Annotated in this window: 20 protein-coding genes and 1 pseudogene; 11 read left to right on the top strand and 10 right to left on the bottom strand. The window is 66.4% G+C overall.

Annotated elements, in window-relative coordinates:
- Positions 1–161: 161 nt before the first annotated feature.
- Positions 162–350 (bottom strand): hypothetical protein, encoded by a 189-nt coding sequence (locus tag ABZ260_RS24025; protein ID WP_355621583.1) that lies wholly within the window; start codon positions 348–350, stop codon positions 162–164.
- A gap of 25 nt (positions 351–375) precedes the next feature.
- Between ABZ260_RS24025 and ABZ260_RS24020 the strand changes: the two genes are divergently transcribed.
- From ABZ260_RS24020 to ABZ260_RS24010, 3 genes are all read left to right on the top strand, one after another.
- Complete coding sequence (locus tag ABZ260_RS24020) at positions 376–918, top strand: CGNR zinc finger domain-containing protein (RefSeq protein ID WP_355621580.1); 543 nt, start codon at positions 376–378, stop codon at positions 916–918.
- Positions 919–1,189: 271 nt separating this feature from the next.
- Positions 1,190–1,546: a type II toxin-antitoxin system RelE/ParE family toxin gene (locus ABZ260_RS24015; protein WP_355621577.1), complete on the top strand. Its 357-nt coding sequence runs from the start codon at positions 1,190–1,192 to the stop codon at positions 1,544–1,546.
- Positions 1,547–1,584: 38 nt separating this feature from the next.
- Positions 1,585–1,842 carry a helix-turn-helix transcriptional regulator gene (locus ABZ260_RS24010; RefSeq protein WP_355621586.1) on the top strand — a complete coding sequence of 86 codons (258 nt, stop codon included), beginning with the start codon at positions 1,585–1,587 and terminating at the stop codon, positions 1,840–1,842.
- Between the two features lie 482 nt (positions 1,843–2,324).
- Here ABZ260_RS24010 and ABZ260_RS24005 read toward each other — a convergent pair whose 3' ends face one another.
- Positions 2,325–4,319: a WD40 repeat domain-containing protein gene (locus tag ABZ260_RS24005; RefSeq protein WP_355621574.1), complete on the bottom strand. Its 1,995-nt coding sequence runs from the start codon at positions 4,317–4,319 to the stop codon at positions 2,325–2,327.
- 399 nt (positions 4,320–4,718) lie between these two features.
- On the opposite strand from ABZ260_RS24005, the gene ABZ260_RS24000 reads away from it, so the two are divergent.
- The 6 genes from ABZ260_RS24000 (at position 4,719) to ABZ260_RS23975 (ending at position 9,165) form a co-directional block, all read left to right on the top strand.
- On the top strand, positions 4,719–5,354 hold the full coding sequence (locus tag ABZ260_RS24000; protein WP_355621571.1) for a GNAT family N-acetyltransferase: 636 nt from the start codon (positions 4,719–4,721) through the stop codon (positions 5,352–5,354).
- Positions 5,355–5,406: 52 nt separating this feature from the next.
- Positions 5,407–5,985 (top strand): helix-turn-helix domain-containing protein, encoded by a 579-nt coding sequence (locus ABZ260_RS23995; protein ID WP_355621568.1) that lies wholly within the window; start codon positions 5,407–5,409, stop codon positions 5,983–5,985.
- Between the two features lie 140 nt (positions 5,986–6,125).
- A complete protein-coding gene (locus tag ABZ260_RS23990) occupies positions 6,126–7,004 on the top strand; it encodes an SDR family NAD(P)-dependent oxidoreductase (RefSeq protein WP_355621564.1) in 879 nt (292 codons plus the stop codon).
- A gap of 304 nt (positions 7,005–7,308) precedes the next feature.
- Entirely contained in the window at positions 7,309–7,911 is a 603-nt protein-coding gene (locus tag ABZ260_RS23985; RefSeq protein ID WP_355621561.1) for a MerR family transcriptional regulator, read from the top strand.
- On the top strand, positions 7,901–8,350 hold the full coding sequence (locus ABZ260_RS23980) for a hypothetical protein (protein WP_355621558.1): 450 nt from the start codon (positions 7,901–7,903) through the stop codon (positions 8,348–8,350). The genes ABZ260_RS23985 and ABZ260_RS23980 overlap by 11 nt, the downstream gene beginning before the upstream one ends.
- Positions 8,351–8,691: 341 nt before the next feature.
- Positions 8,692–9,165: a hypothetical protein gene (locus ABZ260_RS23975; RefSeq protein ID WP_355621589.1), complete on the top strand. Its 474-nt coding sequence runs from the start codon at positions 8,692–8,694 to the stop codon at positions 9,163–9,165.
- 241 nt (positions 9,166–9,406) lie between these two features.
- On the opposite strand, the pseudogene ABZ260_RS23970 reads toward ABZ260_RS23975, so the two are convergent.
- The 4 genes and pseudogenes from ABZ260_RS23970 to ABZ260_RS23955 all read right to left on the bottom strand — a co-directional run.
- A pseudogene (locus ABZ260_RS23970) lies at positions 9,407–9,985 on the bottom strand (recombinase family protein); the annotation flags it as partial.
- Positions 9,888–10,406 (bottom strand): recombinase family protein, encoded by a 519-nt coding sequence (locus ABZ260_RS23965; RefSeq protein WP_355621555.1) that lies wholly within the window; start codon positions 10,404–10,406, stop codon positions 9,888–9,890. The pseudogene ABZ260_RS23970 and the gene ABZ260_RS23965, both read right to left, overlap by 98 nt.
- A 344-nt stretch (positions 10,407–10,750) precedes the next feature.
- A complete protein-coding gene (locus tag ABZ260_RS23960; RefSeq protein WP_355621552.1) occupies positions 10,751–12,034 on the bottom strand; it encodes a hypothetical protein in 1,284 nt (427 codons plus the stop codon).
- A 459-nt stretch (positions 12,035–12,493) separates the two neighbouring features.
- Entirely contained in the window at positions 12,494–13,591 is a 1,098-nt protein-coding gene (locus ABZ260_RS23955) for an NAD(P)-dependent alcohol dehydrogenase (protein ID WP_355621549.1), read from the bottom strand.
- Between the two features lie 275 nt (positions 13,592–13,866).
- On the opposite strand from ABZ260_RS23955, the gene ABZ260_RS23950 reads away from it, so the two are divergent.
- Positions 13,867–14,508 (top strand): DUF2306 domain-containing protein, encoded by a 642-nt coding sequence (locus ABZ260_RS23950; protein WP_355621546.1) that lies wholly within the window; start codon positions 13,867–13,869, stop codon positions 14,506–14,508.
- Positions 14,509–14,689: 181 nt separating this feature from the next.
- Here the strand turns inward: ABZ260_RS23950 and ABZ260_RS23945 are convergent, their stop codons facing one another.
- The 4 genes from ABZ260_RS23945 to ABZ260_RS23930 all read right to left on the bottom strand — a co-directional run bounded on the left by ABZ260_RS23945 (position 14,690) and on the right by ABZ260_RS23930 (position 18,314).
- Positions 14,690–15,346 carry a response regulator transcription factor gene (locus ABZ260_RS23945; protein WP_355621543.1) on the bottom strand — a complete coding sequence of 219 codons (657 nt, stop codon included), beginning with the start codon at positions 15,344–15,346 and terminating at the stop codon, positions 14,690–14,692.
- Entirely contained in the window at positions 15,343–16,482 is a 1,140-nt protein-coding gene (locus tag ABZ260_RS23940) for a sensor histidine kinase (RefSeq protein WP_355621540.1), read from the bottom strand. Before ABZ260_RS23940 ends, ABZ260_RS23945 begins: the two co-directional genes overlap by 4 nt.
- A 241-nt stretch (positions 16,483–16,723) precedes the next feature.
- A complete protein-coding gene (locus ABZ260_RS23935) occupies positions 16,724–17,344 on the bottom strand; it encodes a DJ-1/PfpI family protein (protein WP_355621537.1) in 621 nt (206 codons plus the stop codon).
- A gap of 1 nt (position 17,345) precedes the next feature.
- Entirely contained in the window at positions 17,346–18,314 is a 969-nt protein-coding gene (locus ABZ260_RS23930) for a DJ-1/PfpI family protein (RefSeq protein WP_355621534.1), read from the bottom strand.
- 207 nt (positions 18,315–18,521) lie between these two features.
- Between ABZ260_RS23930 and ABZ260_RS23925 the strand changes: the two genes are divergently transcribed.
- Entirely contained in the window at positions 18,522–19,214 is a 693-nt protein-coding gene (locus ABZ260_RS23925; protein ID WP_355621531.1) for a DUF998 domain-containing protein, read from the top strand.
- Positions 19,215–19,347 lie beyond the last annotated feature (133 nt).

Raw genomic sequence — 19,347 nt, 5'->3', positions numbered from 1 at the left:
ATGATCGCGGCCTACGCCGACCAGAACCCGGCGCGCTCCGGCGGGGACTCCGAGTCACTCGTCGGCATCGACACGATCCGCACCAGGATCGAGGACCCGCACCCGCCACGCATCGCTCCTACTGCCGGGGGTCTGCGGCCAGGTTGAAAAGAATGCGCCGGTCAGCGGCGCGCCTGGCCGGACGGTGCGCTCCGCCGGGCGCTCCACGCCACCACCGCCGCGGCGGGCGGGTTAAGGGCCCCGCACAGCACCCGCCAGGTGCCGCAGTGGCAGGTCTGGTAGCGCACCAGCCCTTCGCTGGTGTGGTGGTGGGAGCGGGTGTGCCAGTCATGTCCGTCGTGGTCGTTCATGGGTCCAGCGTGCTGTAATGGCATTGTGCATCTCAACCCTTACGGAGCGGACGCGGTCCTGCTGATGGCGGACCTGACCAACTTCCCGCCCGCATCCCTCGACGACCTGGTGAAACGGTGCGCGGACGCCGGCCTCGTCATCGACCGCTCCCCGGGGGAGGCAGACCTGGCTGCCGCGCTCAACCTGGCCGAGCAGTGGTGCGAGATCGTCGATACCCGCGACGAGCGCGCACGGGTCGCGCTGCTCAACGACCTGCTGGCCACCTCGGCGGCGTATCCCCGCGTCACTGACCACGCCGGAACCGGCTGGCACCTGCACTATCGCGACGCGGGCCTGTCGCTCGGCGGCGTGCTGCGCGCGCTGGTCGCGGTGGGCACCGCCCTGCATCTGACGGGGCGCGGCATGTCGCGGCTGGCGCGCTGCGCGCGCGACGGCTGCGGGCTGGTTTACGCGGACGTCTCGCGGAGCGGCCGGCAACGCTACTGCTCGCCGCGCTGTGCCAACCGGGACGCGGTGCGGCGGCACCGGGCCCGGTACGCTCCGCCTTCCCCGGTGAATCGACAGTGAACCTCTGCGGGCGGCCACCGACTACTGCGGCATCGGTGGCACCAACGTCAAGCCAGGTGACCCATCGAGGTGGGGCGCCTGCCAGACGAGCCTGGTCTCGACCGAGGGGTGGTCCTCGGATTCCGTTTGTATGGCTGCTCGTCCTGTGCTGGGAGTCGCATCCGTCGACTGTGCGGCTTTGCCGTCATTCTCGTGGAAAGCAATGCTTCGGCCAGCCTGTGTTCAGGAGAAAGCAGAGTGTGACAGGCGCGCGACTCATAGCATCAACGCTATGAGCTGGGGTACCGTAGAACTGGAACCGGAAGTTCGGAAGTGGCTTGAGGATCTGCCCGCGGTCTCGTTCGCGAGGGTGGTTTTCTATGTCGATCTGCTTGCGGTGGAGGGGCCTCTGCTGGGGGAGCCCTACACGAAGCAGCTTGACGGCAAGCTGCGTGAACTCCGGTTTCACCTTGACGAGTTCGCCGTGCGCATCACCTACTGGATCGCACCTCATCGCCGGATCGTGCTCTTGACTGTGTTTCACAAGACGCGGACGCGTGACGACCGTGAGGTTGAGCGGGCTCGGCGAGCCATGCGTCGCTGTGTCGAACTGGCGCACACCGTCGACGAGGAAGAAGAAACAGCGTGAGCGAGCAGGAAAGCTGGCAAGAGCTCAGAGACCGTCGAATGGCCGAGCCGGGCGCGGCTGAGGCCTATGAGGCCACGCGTCTCGCCTACGAGCTGGGCAGAACGGTTCGGGCGATGCGTGAGGGGCGAGGCTGGAGCCAGAACGACCTGGCTCGTGCGGCAGGCATGACACAGTCGGCCGTGGCGCGCTTCGAGGCGGGCGGGACCATTCCCACGTTGCCGGTTCTGGAGCGTCTGGCGCGTGCCCTGGACGCGGATGTCGAGGTTCGCTTGACACCACGGGCTCCCGCTGCTTGAGCTGAGGCCCAACGCCGACAGGAAACCTATCGTCATGTTGCCGACACCTCGCGGGTTGCTGCAGCGTTGGTGGAACGGGGGTCTCCTGCCCGATCGGTCTCACATCCGGCGAGGCGTAGACCTGCGGTAACTGATCGATCCTGGCCCTTGGTCGCCTGGCATAGCCCGGTGCCGATCAAGGGCCAGAGCCGTCTTCGGCGAGGAGTTTCATTACATGGTTAAAGGCGGTCCACCCCAGGCGCCCGGCCCGGCATGGCTGCGCCTGTCCGACGAGGAGATGGCCAACCAGCGATACGGCCTTCCCGCCGGAAAGCGCAATGGAATTCACACTTGGCCATCAATATTTACGTTCCTGCTTCGTTCCCAGCACTCCAGCGAAAAACCATAATTCGCCTACGCCTGGATACCTGAGCGCCTGGATATCTCTACCGCCGAACCCACCTCGGCGGTCCGAGGTGGAGCCCTTCCCGAATATCAGCAAGTTAATGAGAAAGATCCGTGAGGTCCCAGATCCGGATGCTGCCGTCGTTGCCGCCGGAGATCGCGATTGGTTTGCCTTTGAGCATGGTCACCGCGACCCCGCTGACGGCACCGTGGTGGCCGGAGAAGGGAGGCAGGAGCGGTTTCATCGTCTGCGGGTCCCACACGATCACCGTGCCGTCCTCCTGCCCGGTCACCAGCACCGTCCGGGATCCGACGCGCGTGACGGCCATGGCGGTGGAGCGGATGCTCAGAGCCTTGCTATACGGTTCGCCCGTCATGGCGTCCCACAAGCGGATGCTGCCCCATCCGGGGGCATATCTGCGCTGGAAGAAGACGATGGTCTTACCGTCGACCTGCCCGATCGCCAGGGATTCAGCCTGGCCTCTGCTAGTGATCGGCTTGCCGATCGGTTGGCCGGTGGCCTGGTCCCATAGCTTTATCTGATGGCCGGAGGCGGTGGCGATGATCCGGCTGCCAACCGCGACGGCATCGACTCCCGTCGCGGTGACCTGGCGGAGAAGGTTTCCCGTCGACAGATCCCAGAGTTCGGCTTCGCCGTCCTGTGTCGCGCTGGCCACGACGGAGCCATCCGCCGAGAGCGGGGCAGGTCCGTTGTCGGATGCGACGAAGATCCCTGTTTTGTCCACCCGTTTGCCCGTCGCCGCATCGCGGGCCACCAGCCCATGCTCAATATCCGCGTAGATGATGACTGGCTTGCCGTCCCGCGTGGCCGTGGTCATGGGCGCGTACTCGATACACGCGCAGGAGATGGGGGCACGGAATGGCTTATGGGTGGCCAGATCCCACATGCGGATCGTGAAGTCGCTGCCGGTGGTCACGGCTATGGCCTTGCCCCGGACCTTGGTTACCGCGAGTGTTTCGACGCCCCCGCCGTAGCCGAAGAACGGCTTGCCGAGTTGTCTGCCCGTGCGCAGGTCCCAGATCGTCAGCGTCCCGTCGGGATCGCCGATGACCAGGATCGGCGTGGTGCCGTACTTGCCCACCGCCGCTACTTGATCCAGGAGATCGTCGCTGTCCCAGCCGTGGCCGATGAGTTTGCCGGTGGCCAGGTCGGCCACCCGCAGGGTGCTGTCCCCGCCCAAGATCGTGACCGTTCTCCCGTCGAGCTCGCTCAACTCGACGGGGGAGAACTCACCCTTGTGCTTCACCTCGGTGACAGCGCCAGTGGCCAGGTCCCAGCGTTCCATGTGGCCGTAGGAATCGCTGTCGGTACCGGTGACGACTGCGACGCCACCCTGGATGGCGATGCTGCTGATGTAGTCCATCGATGTCACCTTGGCGGTGGCCAGAGCCTTGCCCGTCTTCAGGTCCCACGAACGGAGAACCTCATCCGCGTCCCCGGTGACGGCTACGGTGGTCCCGCCCAGTTGCCCGATCGCCCCGGCCCTGGGTTCGGCCTCATGCCCCTTCAGCGTGGCGTCGACCGCGGAGCCGGTGGTCAGGTTCCAGAGCTGGAGTTCGAAGGGGAACTCGCCTTCGGTCAGCGCGACATGCTGACCGTCGTGGGAGCCAACGGCCAGCAGATTGGTATCAAGGGTTTGGGTCATGATCGGTGGGGTCAACGGGCGGCGCGTGCCGAGGTCCCACGCGCGCAAGCTACCACCGCTCACGACCGCGATGTCCTTGCCGTCCCAGTGGTGCAGCTCGATGTGGTCCACGCCGCCCTGACCTGCGGGGATTGGGTCGCCAATGAGCTTGCGCATGGCGAGATCCCAGACGCGAAGCAGGTCGTCGCGGCCACCCGTGACGATCACCGGCTTGCCGTTCACCGAACCAACCGCCGGGGCGACAGCCCGGTTGCTATGCCCGTACATGGCGGGCCCAAGCTGACGGCCGGGCATGGACGCCGCATGCGCGGTGATCTCCGGGATCGCAGGGGACGATGGGGTGGGTGCGGTACGAGGATCCGCGCTGCAAGCGCCGACATGGGTGAGCAATACAAGCGCAATCGTAAGCGCCTTGAACGATGCCACCCGAAGCCTCCCCGCGATGGCATATAAACGCTTATAGCCATCTATCGGCCATCTTCCCGTATGGCGACTATGTGATCAATGGAAGGGAAGGGCTGGTCTAATACCGATTAGGGCATGTATCTGGCCGTAGACGCCGTCACAGTCGACGGGTTCGTTCGCTGCGCATGGCAGGTATTGATCACGGGCTTGCGTTCCGAAATTCCGAAGGCCGCGCCACTCCCACGCGTGGTCGCACGTCACCAAGCCCTCGTTACGGGCTTGCCGGTCGAGGTAAAACAGGTTGGACAGGTGTCTCGCCGTCGGGATTATGGAGGAGTGTCGCGGAGTTCCCTGGATCGCGCGTGCCGGCTGTGGGCGAGCTTGGCTCGTGTCCCTGTCACGTTCCCCGTGCGTGGAGACGTGACCGTGGTCGTCTCTCCCGAGTCGTGGTTGTGTCCGTCGGGATGGACGGGCATCGTCACGTTGGACGGGGCCGCTCTGGTCACGGTGCCCGACGCCGGTTTGATCGAGCCGTTGCGTGACGTCCTGCTCGGCGATCTCCACGAAACCGGCATTGATCTTTCGCGGCTCCCCGCCGGGCTTCCGGTTCGCGACGTCTTGGGCCCGGCAACGCTTGCGTACCTCGATGCCGATGACTTCGCTGCCGCCCGCGTCGACGCTGAAGTCGAACGTCTGTCAGCGGGTCATCGCGATGTCGACGGCCTAGTGGCCTCGGTGGACAAGAAGGATGCCGATGAAAGCGGGATGGAGGAGGTCGCTTCGGCGGTCTGGGTGATCCGTGAAGGCCGGAATGTGATCGCCGCCGCCGGGTATCGCCCATGGTTGAATACAGCGGCGCAGCTGTCCGTGTTGACCGCCGCGAAGTGTCGCGGCCGTGGCCTGGCTCGCTTGGTAGCCTCGGCGGCGGTGGCTGACGCCCTGGTCAATGGGTTGCTGCCGCAGTGGAGAGCACGTCCGGAGCCGTCACGACGAGTCGCCCGAGCCCTCGGTTTCCGGGAGTTCGGCTCGCAGATCAGCCTTCTCCTGAAGCACTGACCGCCGGCCCGCGCTCGAATCGGCTTGACCGGCAAGCCGTTAGGCTGTGCCCGTGACACCCAGTGCTGAGCGGGGGACGGCGTTGCGCGCGGACGCCGCACGCAACCGCGCACTGGTGTTGAAGGTCGCCCGCGAGCAGTTGGCCATGGGCGACGACTCGCTCATGCTGAACACCATCGCCCGGCTCGCGGGAGTGGGCGTCGGGACCGTGTACCGGCATTTCCCCAACCGGCACGCGCTGCTGGAGGCGCTGCTGGCGGAACGCTTCCAGCAGCTCGTTGACGAGGCGCAGGCCGCGGCGGCCGACGAGGACGCCCTTTCGGGTCTGCACCGTCTTCTGCGTTTCACTCTCGGACGCATGCTGGACGATGCCGGGTTCGCAGCGGTGCTCGAATCCGCCAGCGATGCCGATGCGCAGACCTCGGTGATGAAGGTCGAGCTGGACCGTGCCGTCGCGGAGCTGCTCGACCGTGCCCGCCGTGCGGGCGCCATCCGGCGGGGCATCGAGGCGGACGATGTCCGCCGTCTGCTCTGCGGCATCGAGCACGCGGTCCGCTCCGGTGGCAACGACGCCGAGCATGCCGAGATCTACCTCGACGTCCTCCTTGAGGGCCTGCGCCCCCCGCGCTGACGGCAGCCTGGAACCCGCAGCTTGGGAGTTCGTTGCCGCATGCCTGCCTCCGCTAAACGGATAGCAATCCGTTTATGCTACGGTGTGAGCCTTAAAGCGGATGGCTATCCGGTAGCGTTCGACCAGTGGAGGGCAGGGCCATGGGCAAACGGGCCGTGGTGACGGCGGGGACCGGAGGAATCGGCCTGGAGACCGCGATGGGGCTGGCGGCGACAGGTCACGCGGTGACCGTGGTCGGCCGGAACGCCGAGCGGGGTGCTCGCGCGGTCGAGAGAATCGACGCGGTGGCGACAGGGCAGGGGGCGAGGTTCGTCGCCGCCGACCTCGCATCGCTCGACTCCGTCCGAGGACTGGCCGCCCGGCTCGCGGGAGAGGGCCCGCTGAACGTCCTGGTCAACAATGTCGGGGCGATGTTCGCAGATCGGCAGCAGACGGTGGACGGGATCGAGGCGTCGTTCGCCGTCAACCACCTTTCCCCGTACCTGCTGACCGAACTGTTGCTGGAGCCGCTCCGGGCCGGAGGACCGAGCCGGATCGTGAATGTCACCTCGGGCGCGGTCCGGACGGCCAAACGCTCCTTCGACGCCGCCGAGCCGCCGGGCGGCTACTACGGCTTTCACTGGTACGGCCGGGCGAAGCTCGCCAACCTCGCTTACACGCTGGATCTGGCGGAGCGGCTGCGCGGCACGGGCATCTCGGTTTTCGCGGCCGATCCCGGTGGCGCGGCCACCGCGATGACCGACGGCACCATGCGGTCGCCGAAGATCGTCTCGCCGGGGCTGCGGCTGCTTTGGCCGCTGGTCCGGCGTACCTTCGAACGCGCCACGTCCGGCTCCGCGTCACTGGCCGCACGGTCGTCGGTCCTCGCGGCGGCCGACGCCTCACTGGACGGGCGGACCGGCCTGGTCATCGGACCCGAGGCCCGTCCCGTCGCGCCCTTCCGTCCCGTCACCGACTCCCGAATGGCCGAGGCCGTCCTCCGGCTCAGCCGGCAGCTGGCCCCGCTCACCTCAACCTGACCTTCACGCGAGAGAGAAGGCCGGACAGATCGGCGGCGCCGGCCAGATGGAGGTGAAATCCGCCCCACGGGCCCCGTACTCCCGGAGCCCCCGGCCTGTTGCCGGCTCTGCGGTTCTGGAGCTCCGAGGGCTCCGGGTCCCGCCCTCTGAGGTGCACGGCCGCGCCCAAGCCCTGAAGGTCACCGCGCCATCGGCGGCACCAACGTCAAGCCAGGTGACCCGTCCTGCCGAAAGATCAAAGCTTGACTCCTGATTTTGGGCCTGAAACAGGGAGTAACATGAAAGGGGAAGGAGAACCACCCTCATGGCTGATGTCAGACCCCGGAAGTCTTCGACGGGAGCGGCTAAGAAGCGAAAGCATCGGACGCTCCCGCCGCAAAGTGATCACGAGACGGGTGGCACGGCGCAGGCTCCTCGTAGGAAAGAGATCGAGGAGCGGGCGGCGCTGGTCTTGTTCGAGCAGGCACAACGGCTGGACGGGGTGGCTGCCAGTACTCATGAGACCGGCACCCGTGACACGGTCCGGGAGGTCGTCCAGGATCTGCTCGCTCACGCCGAGCCGGTGCGGGCGACGATCGCGTCGAAGATTCTCGGTGTTGACGAGAAGACGGTTCGCGCGTGGGCCAAGGAAGGGCTGCTTGTCCCGGTCAGGGGAAGACCCCGCCTGATGCTTGAAGCCGAGCGTCTGTATACCGTGGCAACACTCGTCCAGGATCTACGCCGGGCCGGCCGCACCCGGAATCTGGTCGAGGCGGTCTGGCAGCGCCTGCAGGACCGGGAGCTTCTGGAGAACGATCAGCTGACCGACGGTCTTCGGCAGATGGAACAGGGCGAGGGCCGTCCGTGGCGGGAGATCAGGGCAGAGTGGAGTTCCAAGAATTCGGAGCTGACTGCCGGTGAAGACTGAGGTCTACCTCTCGGTTCTCGCGGAGAAGCACGCTGAGACCTTGCGCGGGGCGGATCTCAGGTCATTCGTCGCCTTTGTCGGTGATCTGGAAGCGCGCGGTTGCGCGGCCCTTGGATATCGGCTCACGGGGGAACTCCCGGTGAGTCGGCTGTGCGTCAAGCATTTGAGAGGCGCCATGCGCGTCGTGGTCGCCTTCAAAGAGCCGGGCCATGCATGGGTTCTGATGCTGGGACCTCATGATGAGCGCAACCGGACGTACGATGTCTATACCTCGCTGTGGGAGGTATGCGGGCTGGATGCGCCGCCGGTGGGTGAACGTACTAAGCCCGCCTGTTGTGACGATGGTGGCGTGGACCCGAACCTGCCGGAAATAGATGATCTGGTGACTCGTTGTCGCGATCTCGCCAAGCCGCCTCGTCGGCGTAAGCGCCCAAGCTGACAAACTCCGGACTGAACGGTCATTGCACACCGAGTGGCACCAACGTCAAGCTAGGTGACCCATCCGAGTGGGGCGCCTGTCAGACGGGCCTAGTCCCGACCGAGGAGTAGATCTCTGGATCTTCCTGTACGGCTCACACCCACAAGGTGGGCGTGAGCCGCCTTGGTGCTTGGTGTGGTCAAGCTATTGATCTTCCACCTTCCGTACGGAACAACGACCCCGTAGCTTCCCCGCACCCCTTCATTACGAGTCAGCATCCGCGTTAGCAAGATTCCCCATGTCGACAGCGTCGGAGTACGGTCTCTCCGATCCGTGGCGACGCGAAGATCTACGCTGGGTCCGTGCCGCCTTGTCTCGACGTCTACGTGTGGGTTCCAGAGCCCAGCTCCGAGGTCTTCAGGCGATTCATCGATGGCTACGTCAACGTGGACGATCCTGGCGACGAGCGGTTTCATGCTTTCAGGCGGGTTCATGTCCTGGGCATCGTGAACGAAGCAGATGACAAGGCCCTCGACGAGCTACGCGTCGAAGACGGGGATGACGCCTTCACGCTCTACCTCAGGGCTCGCGACCACTACCAGGCCATCATCACGGTCACTTGTGACGAGGCGACGGTTCTCGGCCTCAGCGTCGATGCACCCGATGACCTATCAGAAACGCTCAGGCAGGCTGAGCAGCTCGTAGAACAGCTTCGACAACAGTTCTCCGCCCCGGCCGGACTCGCGGGAGTTGAACTACCTCCGGCCACAGACCGCTCCGAATGGTACGAAGAAGGTCTTGTACTGCTTCGCACGGGTGAACTCCCCACGCCTTGATCCGGATACCACCCATCATCTGATCCGTAGCCAGTTCGAGAACGCCCACCACTGACACAAACACCTGCTCAGAGACACTTGCCCTGTGATCATTTTCTAAGGATGTCCACCGGTGTCCAGGGATGTTGTTAGCAACGGCGTTAGCAAGGTCTCGTTGCGGACTATGCACTCGTCTCCGGCCGAGGTCCAGCACTTCTTTCTCTACGCCAGTTACTTCCAGTTCTACCAACACCATGTCCCGCACGTGCTCATCAGTGCGAGCGGCGTTGGTGGCCACACCTCCGCAGGCCGCGGTGCCCGGTACGTTCGGGCACACGTAACGCGGCACGCCGGAGCGCGGGCGTCCGCTCATCCGCCAGCCACACCGGCCGCACCGCAGAATCCCGGACAGCAAATAGGTCCGCCCGGTGGCGGCCTGGGCGCGGAAGTCACGGGCCGGATCACTCAACAGGCTGCGCAGCCGATCCGAATCGGTGGCACTGATGATGGCGGGCCAGACGGCGTCGGCCACGATCTCCCCCAGCAGTGGGCGCGTGGTCTCAGCAGCGCTGCGGGGCGTGTGCTCGCGCCGCCCGCTGATCCGCGCTGAGGCCAGCAGCCGGCGCAACGTCGTCGGGATCCAGCGACCCCCGGCCGGAGTCGTGATCTCACGCGTGCGGAAGTCCCGGCACACGCTCGACAGTGACTCCCCGGCGAGCATGCGCCGGGCGGCCTCCCGCGGATCACCTCGGCTTCCTCGTCGACGACCGTGACGCGGTCCTCGGCGTAGCCGTACGGGCGCATCCCCCCGCCGGAGACCTTCCCGGCCTCGGGCGCTGATGCTTCTGCCGTTCGGCCTTGTGCTCGGCCTCATGCCGAGCGGCGGCCCCGAGCATCCGGGCGATCAGACGCCCGGTCGGGGTGACGAGGTCGATCTCCCCGGTGACGGTGGCCAGCTCGACGCCGCGCCGGTCAGCCAGGTCGATCACGTCTTCCAGCTCACGCGGGGAACGAGTCAGCCGGTCGACATGCCAGCAGGCGATGGCATCGACCGTACCGTCCTCGATGTCGGCCAGCAGACGCTTCCAGGCCGGGCGCGGAGCACCGGAGTAGGCGCTGACGTCGTTGTCGGGGTAGACATCCACCACGGTCCACCCTTTGCGTTCGATCAGGGCTCGGCAGTCGGCCTCCTGGCGGGCGATGCCCAACCCCGCACCCCCGCGGTCCTGGCTGATCCGGCAGTAGATCGCGGCTCGTCGCATGGGTCACATAGGTACATGTTGGTAGGCACCGGGGTCTCCTGCCCTGTTGGGCTCACGTCTGGCGATGCCTGATCCACGCTGGATGAAGCAGGAAGATAGCGCGAGGACCTTGCTTGAGACCGGGCCGGCGCTGTTGTCAGATGTTTGGAGCGGCAGTGAGTTCTCGGATATCTAGGCATCCAACATGCGAGGACCCTTCCGAGCTGCTGGGGATCTGACGCTCGGAGCTGGCGGGGTGGGCCTGGGCGGCTCTCCAATCGGCGGAGAGCCGCTTCACACGCCAGGCCAGATGATCCCCGAGATGTCAGGCGTGCATGTTGGGCAGCGCTGTAAATTCCAGGCGGTCAGAACCTGGAGACGTTCACGATCACGGAGGCTTTGCAGCTCCGGCTATCTGGAGTGTTTTCGCGGTAGACGTCATAGCTCCACCTGTCCGCGAAATAGGGGGTGTGGCTGAAGGTGTACGTGCCGTCCGCGTTCGTTGTGACGTCCGGCAGCATCGTAGTCGTGCCGTCCCACCGGCGGAGGGCAACTGTGAGCTGCTGAACACCGGGAGCGGAGCTGTCATGCTCTGTGAGCTGACCAGTGAACGTAATGGTCTTGCCCGGCTGCGATTTCTCTGGACCAGTCACGACGAGCTTGCATGATGGGAGTCTGGCGCCATGTAGCCGCAACAGGTGAAGGCTGCGATCAATGGTCTTCTCGACCACGGCGAACAGGTCTGAATCGGAGAAGGCTAGACCATGAGTAGTCCATATGAGGGACGCGCCGAACATCTGAGCCTTCGCCCCCGTGTTCGCGTCAAACAGCACTAAAGGCTCGTCGTTCACGTTGTTGGTGTCTCGAGAGACGGCTATTTGAGCTCCGTCCGGGCTGACGGTAATGCTCCCGTAGCCCAGGACGCCCTCTTCTTTGCCGTAGGAACGGGTCCGGGTAAGGGTAGTCAGATCCCAGGCTTCGAAGTCGTTCGCAGATCCGGGTGTCGTGTAAGCAGTCGAGCCGTCCGGGGCTAGGGCGATGTCCCCCCAGCCGTTCCAAAGGCCATGGTCATAGGCATCTATAGTGCCGCGAAGCATGACGGTGCCGCCCTGCATGTCGTAAACCTGCAGATCTTTTCCTTTAGTGAGCACCAGTGTGTTTCCTGCGGCGACGATCTGTGGCGCATTGACGGGGTTGATGGACACGGGGGCAGGCTGTGGCGTGGAGAGAGACATATCGAGGCTGAGTGCGCCGCCGGAACTTGTAGCTGGGCAACCGTGGGAGACCCACAGCCAATGTCCAGACAGCGCGAGCCGGTCCGGGCAGGGGTAGGCGGTCAGGTCGATGCGCCGGGTGATGGTTAGGTCGGTGGTGTTGATTTCGGCCACTTCGTTCGACCCTCTGAGGGCTGCGTACAAGCGGGTGCCGTCAGATGAGGTGACCAGGTCGCGTGTTTCAGAAACGCCGGTGATGACCCCGGTAAGGGTGCCTTCGGTGTCTGCGACGATTATCCGGTCGTCCATGGCGACGAAGACCTTGCCGCCGCCGACAGCCACATCGCTGCTGCCTGTGACGTCGCCCAGGTAGGTGAGCGAGTCAGCGGCCGTGGCGGTAGTCGCTTGTGAGACGGTCAAGCTGGTCAGCAGCATGAAAGTGACGCATAAGACCGTCAGCTTGCGGGTAAATCGTCGGCTTAATAAGCCGCTCGGTAACTGTCTCGGTAAGGACACGGGCGCTCCCTGCCATTATAGAACCTTTGTTCGTATAGTAGTGGAGCCTGCTTCCAAGATCCAGTAAGCGAGGGCTGCGGAGTCTCGTCCTTTGCGCGGTAACCGGAACCACCGGGCAGCGCGCTACCAGCATCGACGGTGCGACCTCCAACCCCAGCCTTCTTGCCGGTCCTAGCTGATGCAGCGGGGGCTGTCTGCGCGTCGCGTCATGGGTCACATGGATACACGCTCGTAGGCACCGGCGTCTGCTGCCCGGTGGGGCTGACGCTCTTCGGAGGAGTGAGCGAACGCGGAGACCCCTTGGGCGATCAAGGGGTCCTCCGCAGGCGGGACATCGGCCCGGCCGAGAGTCGTGCGCGTGGCGGATCCGGTGGTGCCTCAAATCGTGACGACGACCTTCCCTGAGGCATGCCCTTCTTCCTGATATCCGATGGCCGCCGGGATCTCTTCGAACGGGTAACACCGGTCGATGACCGGAGTGATTTTTCCGCCCTCGATGAGCTCGGTCAGCGTCATCAAGTTCTGTTTGTTCTCTGTGCATCCGACCACGTCCGCCATGATCGTCCTTTGGGACATGAACCGCGACATGATGAGCGCCGAGAACATGTGGCCAACGGGTTGCAGCCATCGGCCGGCCGGCCCACCGATGATGACGCGGGCCCCCCTGGGGGTCAACAGCCGCTGGCATGCCGACGTCGAGAGGCCTCCCGCGATGTCCAGCAGGAGATCGTAGCGCTGTCCATTCCGGGTGAAGTCCTCTTTGGTGTAGTCGATGACCTCATCCGCGCCGATCGATCGGACCAGGCCCACGTTCCGCGTGCTGCAGACGCCGGTGACCTCCGCGCCGATCGCCCGGGCGATCTGCACGGCGAACGTCCCCACACCTCCCGAAGCACCGTTGACGAGGACTTTCTGTCCCGGCTGGACTCGTCCCTTGTCGCGCAGGCCCAGCAGGGCGGTGTTGGCAGCCAGCGGTACCGCCGCCGCCTGCTCATACGACAGGTTCTTCGGTTTCGGCGCCAGTTCGCCTTCCCGGACGCACACGTACTCGGCGAAGCCGCCCTGCTTGGGCATCGCGAACACCTCGTCGCCGGGGCGGAACTCCGTCACGTCCTTGCCGACCGCCTCGACCTGTCCCGCCATGTCGGCGCCTAAGATGTCGATCCTCGACTTGCGCAGCCCGAGGCCGCCGCTCATCAGCCGCGAGACGTACGGCTCCCCTCTCATGAAGTGCCAGTCATAGGGCTGGACGGAGGTGGCCCGCACCCGGACCAGCACCTCGTCGTCGCCGGGCACGGGCTTGTCGATGTCGGTGAGATCCAGTACGTCGGGTGAGCCGTACGAACGTAGGACGAACGCTTTCATCACATTCTCCTTATCCATCGCGGGTGCGGGTGTCAGCCGTGCCGCAGATTCGTGATCGACGTTGTGGCCCGTGTCGATGGGGCGGAGGCATCGCCGGCCGGATGGCGACAAGCGTGTCTCGAGCCACCGAGAATCAGCGTAGAAGGCTGCTACAGAGGGCTCATCGGCCGAAAGTACGCCTGATTGGCGGATGATCGGCTGGCTCGGATCAGGCCGTTCTACCGATGAGCCGCCACTGTCTCAGTCGTCACGATCAGGTCATGACCGACGAGAACCTGACAGGACACCTTCCGTCTCCGCAGTCGCCGCGAAACGGCCGGTCGGCGGATGACCGGAACACAGCAGGGACTTCCGCCGTAGCCTTCTCCGCCAGGGCGGACTGGCTCGTGCCCGCTGCGCTGGTCGTGCTCAGCGCTGTTCCGATGGCCGCCGGAGCCGTCCGCCTGACCGAGCTGACGGGCGGCGCGGAAATCACACCGGAGAACGCACGGTTCTTCGCGGCGCCCCTGCCTGTGGTGCTGCACATCCTCAGCGTCAGCCTGTACAGCATTCTGGGGGCCTTTCAGTTCGCTCCCGGTTTCCGCCGCCGGAGGCCCGCCTGGCACCGCGTCGCCGGGCGGGTTCTGGTCCCATGTGGACTCGTCGCAGCGCTTTCGGGGTTGTGGATGACCCTGTTCTATCCCCGCCCTGTCGGTGACGGCGATCTCCTCACCGGGTTCCGGCTCGTGTTCGGCTCGGCCATGGTCCTGGCCATTGTTCTCGGCTTCGCCGCGATCCGGCGGCGGGACATCGCCAGGCACCGCGCCTGGATGATCCGCGGTTACGCGATCGGGCAGGGGGCGGGCACGCAGGCGCTGACTCATCTGCCGTGGTTCCTGATCGCCGGTACCCCCGGAGAGCTTCCCAGGGCCCTGCTCGTGGGCGCCGGGTGGGTGATCAACCTCGTGGTGGCCGAGTGGTTCATCCGCAGGCGGCCGGTCCGTTCGCCCCGTACCCCCGCTCCGCGGGCGGGTTTCACGGGTGGGTGACTGGTACACCTGTGCCCCAATCGGATTCCCGGGCCGCAGAGGAACGGGGCGTCGTGGAGGCGGTAGGTGAAACCCGGCTCGCGGCCCGCCCCGGCGGGGGCGGGGCCGCACCGAGCCGTCGCGGTCAGGGATTCAGTGGCCCCGGCGGTCACGGTATAGGGGGGGCGTCGCGGTACCCGGCTCAGTTCCTGACCCGGTTGGTCTCATAGGCCCACATGGCGATCTCGACGCGGTTGCGGGCGCCCAGCTTGGCCAGCAGGCTGGCGATGTGGGACTTCACCGTGCTGAGAGAGATGTGCAGCTCGTCGGCGATCTCGCTGTTGGTCCGTCCACGTGCCACGGTGGCCAGGATCTGTTCCTCCCGGGCCGTGAGCGCCTCGATGGGGCGCACCGGCGGTGTGGCGGGCACGGTGCTGGCGAAGGTTCCCAGCAGTCGTGCGGTGACGCTCGGGGCGATGAGCGCGTCGCCGTTCGCGGCGGCGTGGACGGCCTGGGATAGCAGGTCGGCTCCGGCGTTCTTGAGCAGAAAACCCCGGGCACCGGCCCGCAGCGCGGCGTAGACGTACTCGTCGAGGTCGAAGGTGGTGATGACGACGACGGCGAGGGGGTCCTCGACGCCCGGCCCGGCGAGGGAGCGGGTGGCTCCGATGCCGTCGAGGCCGGGCATGCGGATGTCGAACAGGCACACGTCAGGGCGTAGGCGCCGCGCGAGCTGGACGGCCCGCCACCCGTCGGCGGCTTCGCCGACGACCTCGATGTCCGGCTGGGCGTCGAGAATCATGGTGAGCCCGGTGCGGACGATCTCCTGGTCGTCGGCGACGAGCACCCGGATGCTCACGTCACCGCTCCGGTTCGGGGCAGTACGGCGGTCACGGTCCAGCCCCGATCCGGGGCGGGGCCGGCTTCGCAGGTGCCGCCCAGCAGGTCAGCACGTTCGATCATGCCGATGAGCCCGTATCCCGGTGACCCGGCCGGGCGTACCAGGCCGCTGTCGCCGTCGTCGCTCACCCGCAGGCGCACCGATGTGTCGTCGGCGGCGACGCGAACCTCGATGCGGGTGGCGTGACGGGCGTGCCGTCGAGCGTTGGTGACCGACTCCTGGGCGATGCGGTAGATCGCAGCCTCGACCGGCAGGGGAAGGTCACCGATGTCGTCGGAGATCTCCACGTCGACGGACGGGCCGGAGCGGCCTGGGCCCGCGAGCTGTTCGAGGTCGGTGATGCGACGGCCGGGCGCCGACTCCACAGGTTGGTCCCGGCGCAGGAGGCGGACCAGGGCGCGCATCTCGTCGAGGGCGCGTGCCGCCTCGGCCTCGATCACGTGGAGTGCCTCGGTCGCGGAGTTCGGCCGCGACGCCGAGGTGGCGATGCCCGCCTGTGCTCGGATCGCCATCGCCGAGATGTGATGGGCGACGGTGTCGTGCAGGTCGCGGGCCAGCCGTTCGCGTTCGAGCAGCTTGATCTGGTCGAGCTCGCGCATTCTCGCCCCGGCCCGGTAGCGGAACGTCCCGCCCAGGGCGATGGCCGAGAACGTGACGGCGAACGCGCCGACCGTGTCGCCGGGGGTGAGGCGGCCGGAGAACAGCGAGAGGAAGACCGTGACGAGCATGATCGTCAAACCGATCGCGACCTCGCGTCCCGACCCCCACCGGAACAACGAGTACAGCAGGACCAGCACGTACACCATCGTGTACGTCTCCAGGGCGTCGCCGTCCATCAGCAGCGGGGCCAGGCTCGTGGTGGCGAAGACGATCACGACCATCAGCAGCGGCCTGGTCCGGCGCCACAACAGCGTGGGCACCAGCCCGACGGTGACGGTCACCGAGACGGCCCGCCACGGAAGATCGGGCCGCAGAACTCCTTCGAGCACCGCGACCGCCACGAGTACTCCCACGAGTGCCCAGTCCCGCCAAGCCCGCGACGGCGGGTTGGGAGGGCGGGGCTCGTCCCACACGGAGCGAAGAAGGGCGAGCACGTGAACATGGTACGAAAGTCCAGGCTGCTTGGGGCGGCCCAAAGTACAAGACGCACATTTTGCCGTCGCGCGGCCCCGACATGTGGGAGCGCGTGTGGCGGTGCGGTCGTACCGCGCCGCTGTCCCACGGTCGATCGGGTGCCCGCGGGTGAGACAGTGCTCACGCCGGTACCCCACTGAGCGACGCCGACCGTGCGGATCCGCGAGGTGGACGCCGGCCACGGCACCGACGGCACCGACGTCAATCTCTCAGCAGGGAGCGCACCAGTTCGGTGATCTCTTCGGGGGCGGTCTTCGGCGTCCCGGCGTTGAACGGTGGCTGCGGGGCGTACTCCAACCCGAGTTGGATCGCCATGGCCATGTCCTGACCCGCCAGCAGGGACGTGAGGTAGAGCGCCATGTCGATGCCGGCCAGCACGCCGCCCGAAGTTATGATCTTGCCGTCTCTGACGAAGCGCTCGTTGACCGGCCGCGCCCCGAACTGTGCGAGCAGGTCGTAGGCCACCCAGTGAGTGGTCGCCCTGACCCCCTCCAACAGGCCTGCCGCGCCGAGCGCGAGCGAGCCCACGCATACCGAGGTGGTCCAGGTGGTGGTCGGGTGTACGGCCTTCACGTAGTGGATCAATTCCTGGTCCGCCATGCTCCGCTGCACGTCCTTGGTGCCCGGCACCACCAGGACATCGGGTCTGGGCAGATCGGCGAAGGAGGCGGTGGCGGTCAGCGTGACTCCCTCGTCGGCGATGACGCCCGGCCGCTCGGCCACGAAGGTGACCGTCGCGCCGGGGATGTTCCGGAGCACGAAGTACGGCCCCAGGGCGTCCATGGCGTCGTAACCCGGGTACAGGGGGATGGCGATGTGCATGTCAGTTCTCCTTGTCATGGAACCTGCGCCGGTAATCTCCCGGCGAGATCTTGAGATGCCGGCGGAAGACGCGATAGAGGGTCTCGGGCGTCCCCAGCCCCACCCGGGTGGCGATCCGGTCGAGCGGTTCATCGGTGCTCTCCAGCAGTCGCTTGGCCGCCGCCGTCCGTGCGTGCTCGACATACCGCGCGGGTGGCACGCCGACCTCGGCCCTGAACACGCGTGAGAAGTGGCGGACACTCGTGTTCACGCGTCCCGCGAGAACCTCCACCGACAGGTCGGCACTGAGGTTCTCCTCGATCCATCCCTGCAGGTCGCGCAGGGGTTCGCGCTTCGGCGTCCGCGCGCTCAGCGGCGTGCTGAACTGGCTCTGCCCGCCTGGTCGCTGCAGGTACACGACCAGCCAGCGAGAGATCTCCCTGGCCAGGTCGTGCCCGTGGTCGTGGGCGACGAGGGCAAGGGCGAGGTCGATCCCCGAGGTGACCCCCGCCGAGGTCCACACGTTGCCGTCGCGTACGTGGATACGGTCGGCGTCCACCCGTACGTTCGGATGCTCGCGGGCGAGCAGGTCCCCCACCGCCCAGTGGGTGGTCGCCCGCCGCCCTTCCAGCAGGCCGGCCTCGGCCAGCAGCAACGTGCCCGAGCAGATGGACCCGATACGACCTGACTCCCCGGCGAGCCTGCGCACCTCCGGTACCAACGCCGCCGTGTCGGCGACAGCCATGCGGGCCGGGAGACCGCCGACGACCAGCAGCGTGTCGATCGGACCTCGCACGCTTCGCAGTGGTGTCTCGGCGGTCACCGTGACACCGGACAGCGAGCGCACGGCTCCCGCGTGGACGGCCGTGACCTCCACCCGGTAGTCGGCGCCGGGGCTCAGCAGACCGGCCGCGGAGAAGACATCGGCGGGCCCCGCGAGATCGAGCAACTGGAAGCCGTCAAAAAGCACGATGACGACGCGTTTTGGCATACCGCCCATGCTTGGCCATCCGTGGCGATGGCTGCAAGGACACATACCTTGCAGATCCAGCCATGACGATGCGCCGCACAGTGGTGCTAAAAGATCTTGAAAAAGATTTGGGCGGGTTGTCGAATCGGGGTGGTCTCGTTCGAAGCGTGGTCAGAGGGCCGAGAGGAACACCCGAGAGTCGGCCCCGGACTGGTGAGGAGAACGGCCATGACCCAGCAGCTGACGAGGACCGCGTCCCCGGTGACCTGCGACCCGCGTACCGGTGTCACCAGGTCGCTGCTGGGCTACGGGATCATCGCCGGGCCGGTGTACGTCGGGGTGTCCCTGGCCCAGGCGCTGAGCCGGGAGGGATTCGACCTCTCCCGGCACCCGTGGAGCTTTCTGGCCAATGGCGACCTGGGCTGGATCCAGATCACCAACTTCGTCGTCGCCGGGCTGATGGTCATCGCCTGCGCGGTCGGCCTGGGCCGGGCCCTGGCCGGCGGGCGGGGCGCGACCTGGGCTCCCCGGCTCGTCGGGATGTACGGGGTGAGTCTGATCGGCGCGGGGATCTTCCGGGCGGATCCGGCGATGGGCTTCCCGGTGGGGACGCCGGAGGGGCCCGGGGCGGTGAGCCTGTCCGGGACGCTCCACTTCGCCTGCGGCGCGGTGGGTTTCCTGTGCGTGATCGTGACCTGTTTCGTCATCGGCCGCAGGTTCGCCGTCGCGGGCCGTACCGGGTGGGCGCTTTACTCCCGGCTCACCGGCGGGTTGTTCCTCGCGGCCTTCGCCGCCATCGCGACCAGTGCGGGTGCCCCATGGGCCAACCTTGTCTTCGTCTCCGGGGTCGTGATCATCTGGGCCTGGCTCTCGGCCCTGTCTCTGCACCTGTACCGGCACATCACCCCCCAGCACGCCTGAGCGCACCTGATCCCCGCACCACACCGTCAAGAAAACAAGATCGAAGGAGACGTCCGATGCGATACATGATCATTCTTAGGGTCACCAGCCAGCCCACCACCCCGCCGCCGGCGGAGTTGATGGAGGCCATCGC

Origin of the sequence: Streptosporangium sp. NPDC006013 (assembly GCF_040614275.1) — a bacterium.
In the GTDB taxonomy this organism is placed as follows: domain Bacteria; phylum Actinomycetota; class Actinomycetes; order Streptosporangiales; family Streptosporangiaceae; genus Streptosporangium.
The sequence above is the reverse complement of the archived record's forward strand: the minus strand, read 5'-3'. Positions and strand labels throughout refer to the sequence as shown.

Coding starts and splice junctions, on each gene's coding strand:
- ABZ260_RS23960 (WP_355621552.1), bottom strand. CDS start 12,034: ATGCTGCTGACCAGCTTGACCGTCTCACAAGCGACTACCGCCACGGCC.
- ABZ260_RS23985 (WP_355621561.1), top strand. CDS start 7,309: ATGGCTGATGTCAGACCCCGGAAGTCTTCGACGGGAGCGGCTAAGAAG.
- ABZ260_RS24010 (WP_355621586.1), top strand. CDS start 1,585: ATGGCCGAGCCGGGCGCGGCTGAGGCCTATGAGGCCACGCGTCTCGCC.
- ABZ260_RS23930 (WP_355621534.1), bottom strand. CDS start 18,314: ATGCCAAAACGCGTCGTCATCGTGCTTTTTGACGGCTTCCAGTTGCTC.
- ABZ260_RS24025 (WP_355621583.1), bottom strand. CDS start 350: ATGAACGACCACGACGGACATGACTGGCACACCCGCTCCCACCACCAC.
- ABZ260_RS23990 (WP_355621564.1), top strand. CDS start 6,126: ATGGGCAAACGGGCCGTGGTGACGGCGGGGACCGGAGGAATCGGCCTG.
- ABZ260_RS23965 (WP_355621555.1), bottom strand. CDS start 10,406: ATGCGACGAGCCGCGATCTACTGCCGGATCAGCCAGGACCGCGGGGGT.
- ABZ260_RS23935 (WP_355621537.1), bottom strand. CDS start 17,344: ATGCACATCGCCATCCCCCTGTACCCGGGTTACGACGCCATGGACGCC.
- ABZ260_RS23925 (WP_355621531.1), top strand. CDS start 18,522: ATGACCCAGCAGCTGACGAGGACCGCGTCCCCGGTGACCTGCGACCCG.
- ABZ260_RS24015 (WP_355621577.1), top strand. CDS start 1,190: ATGAGCTGGGGTACCGTAGAACTGGAACCGGAAGTTCGGAAGTGGCTT.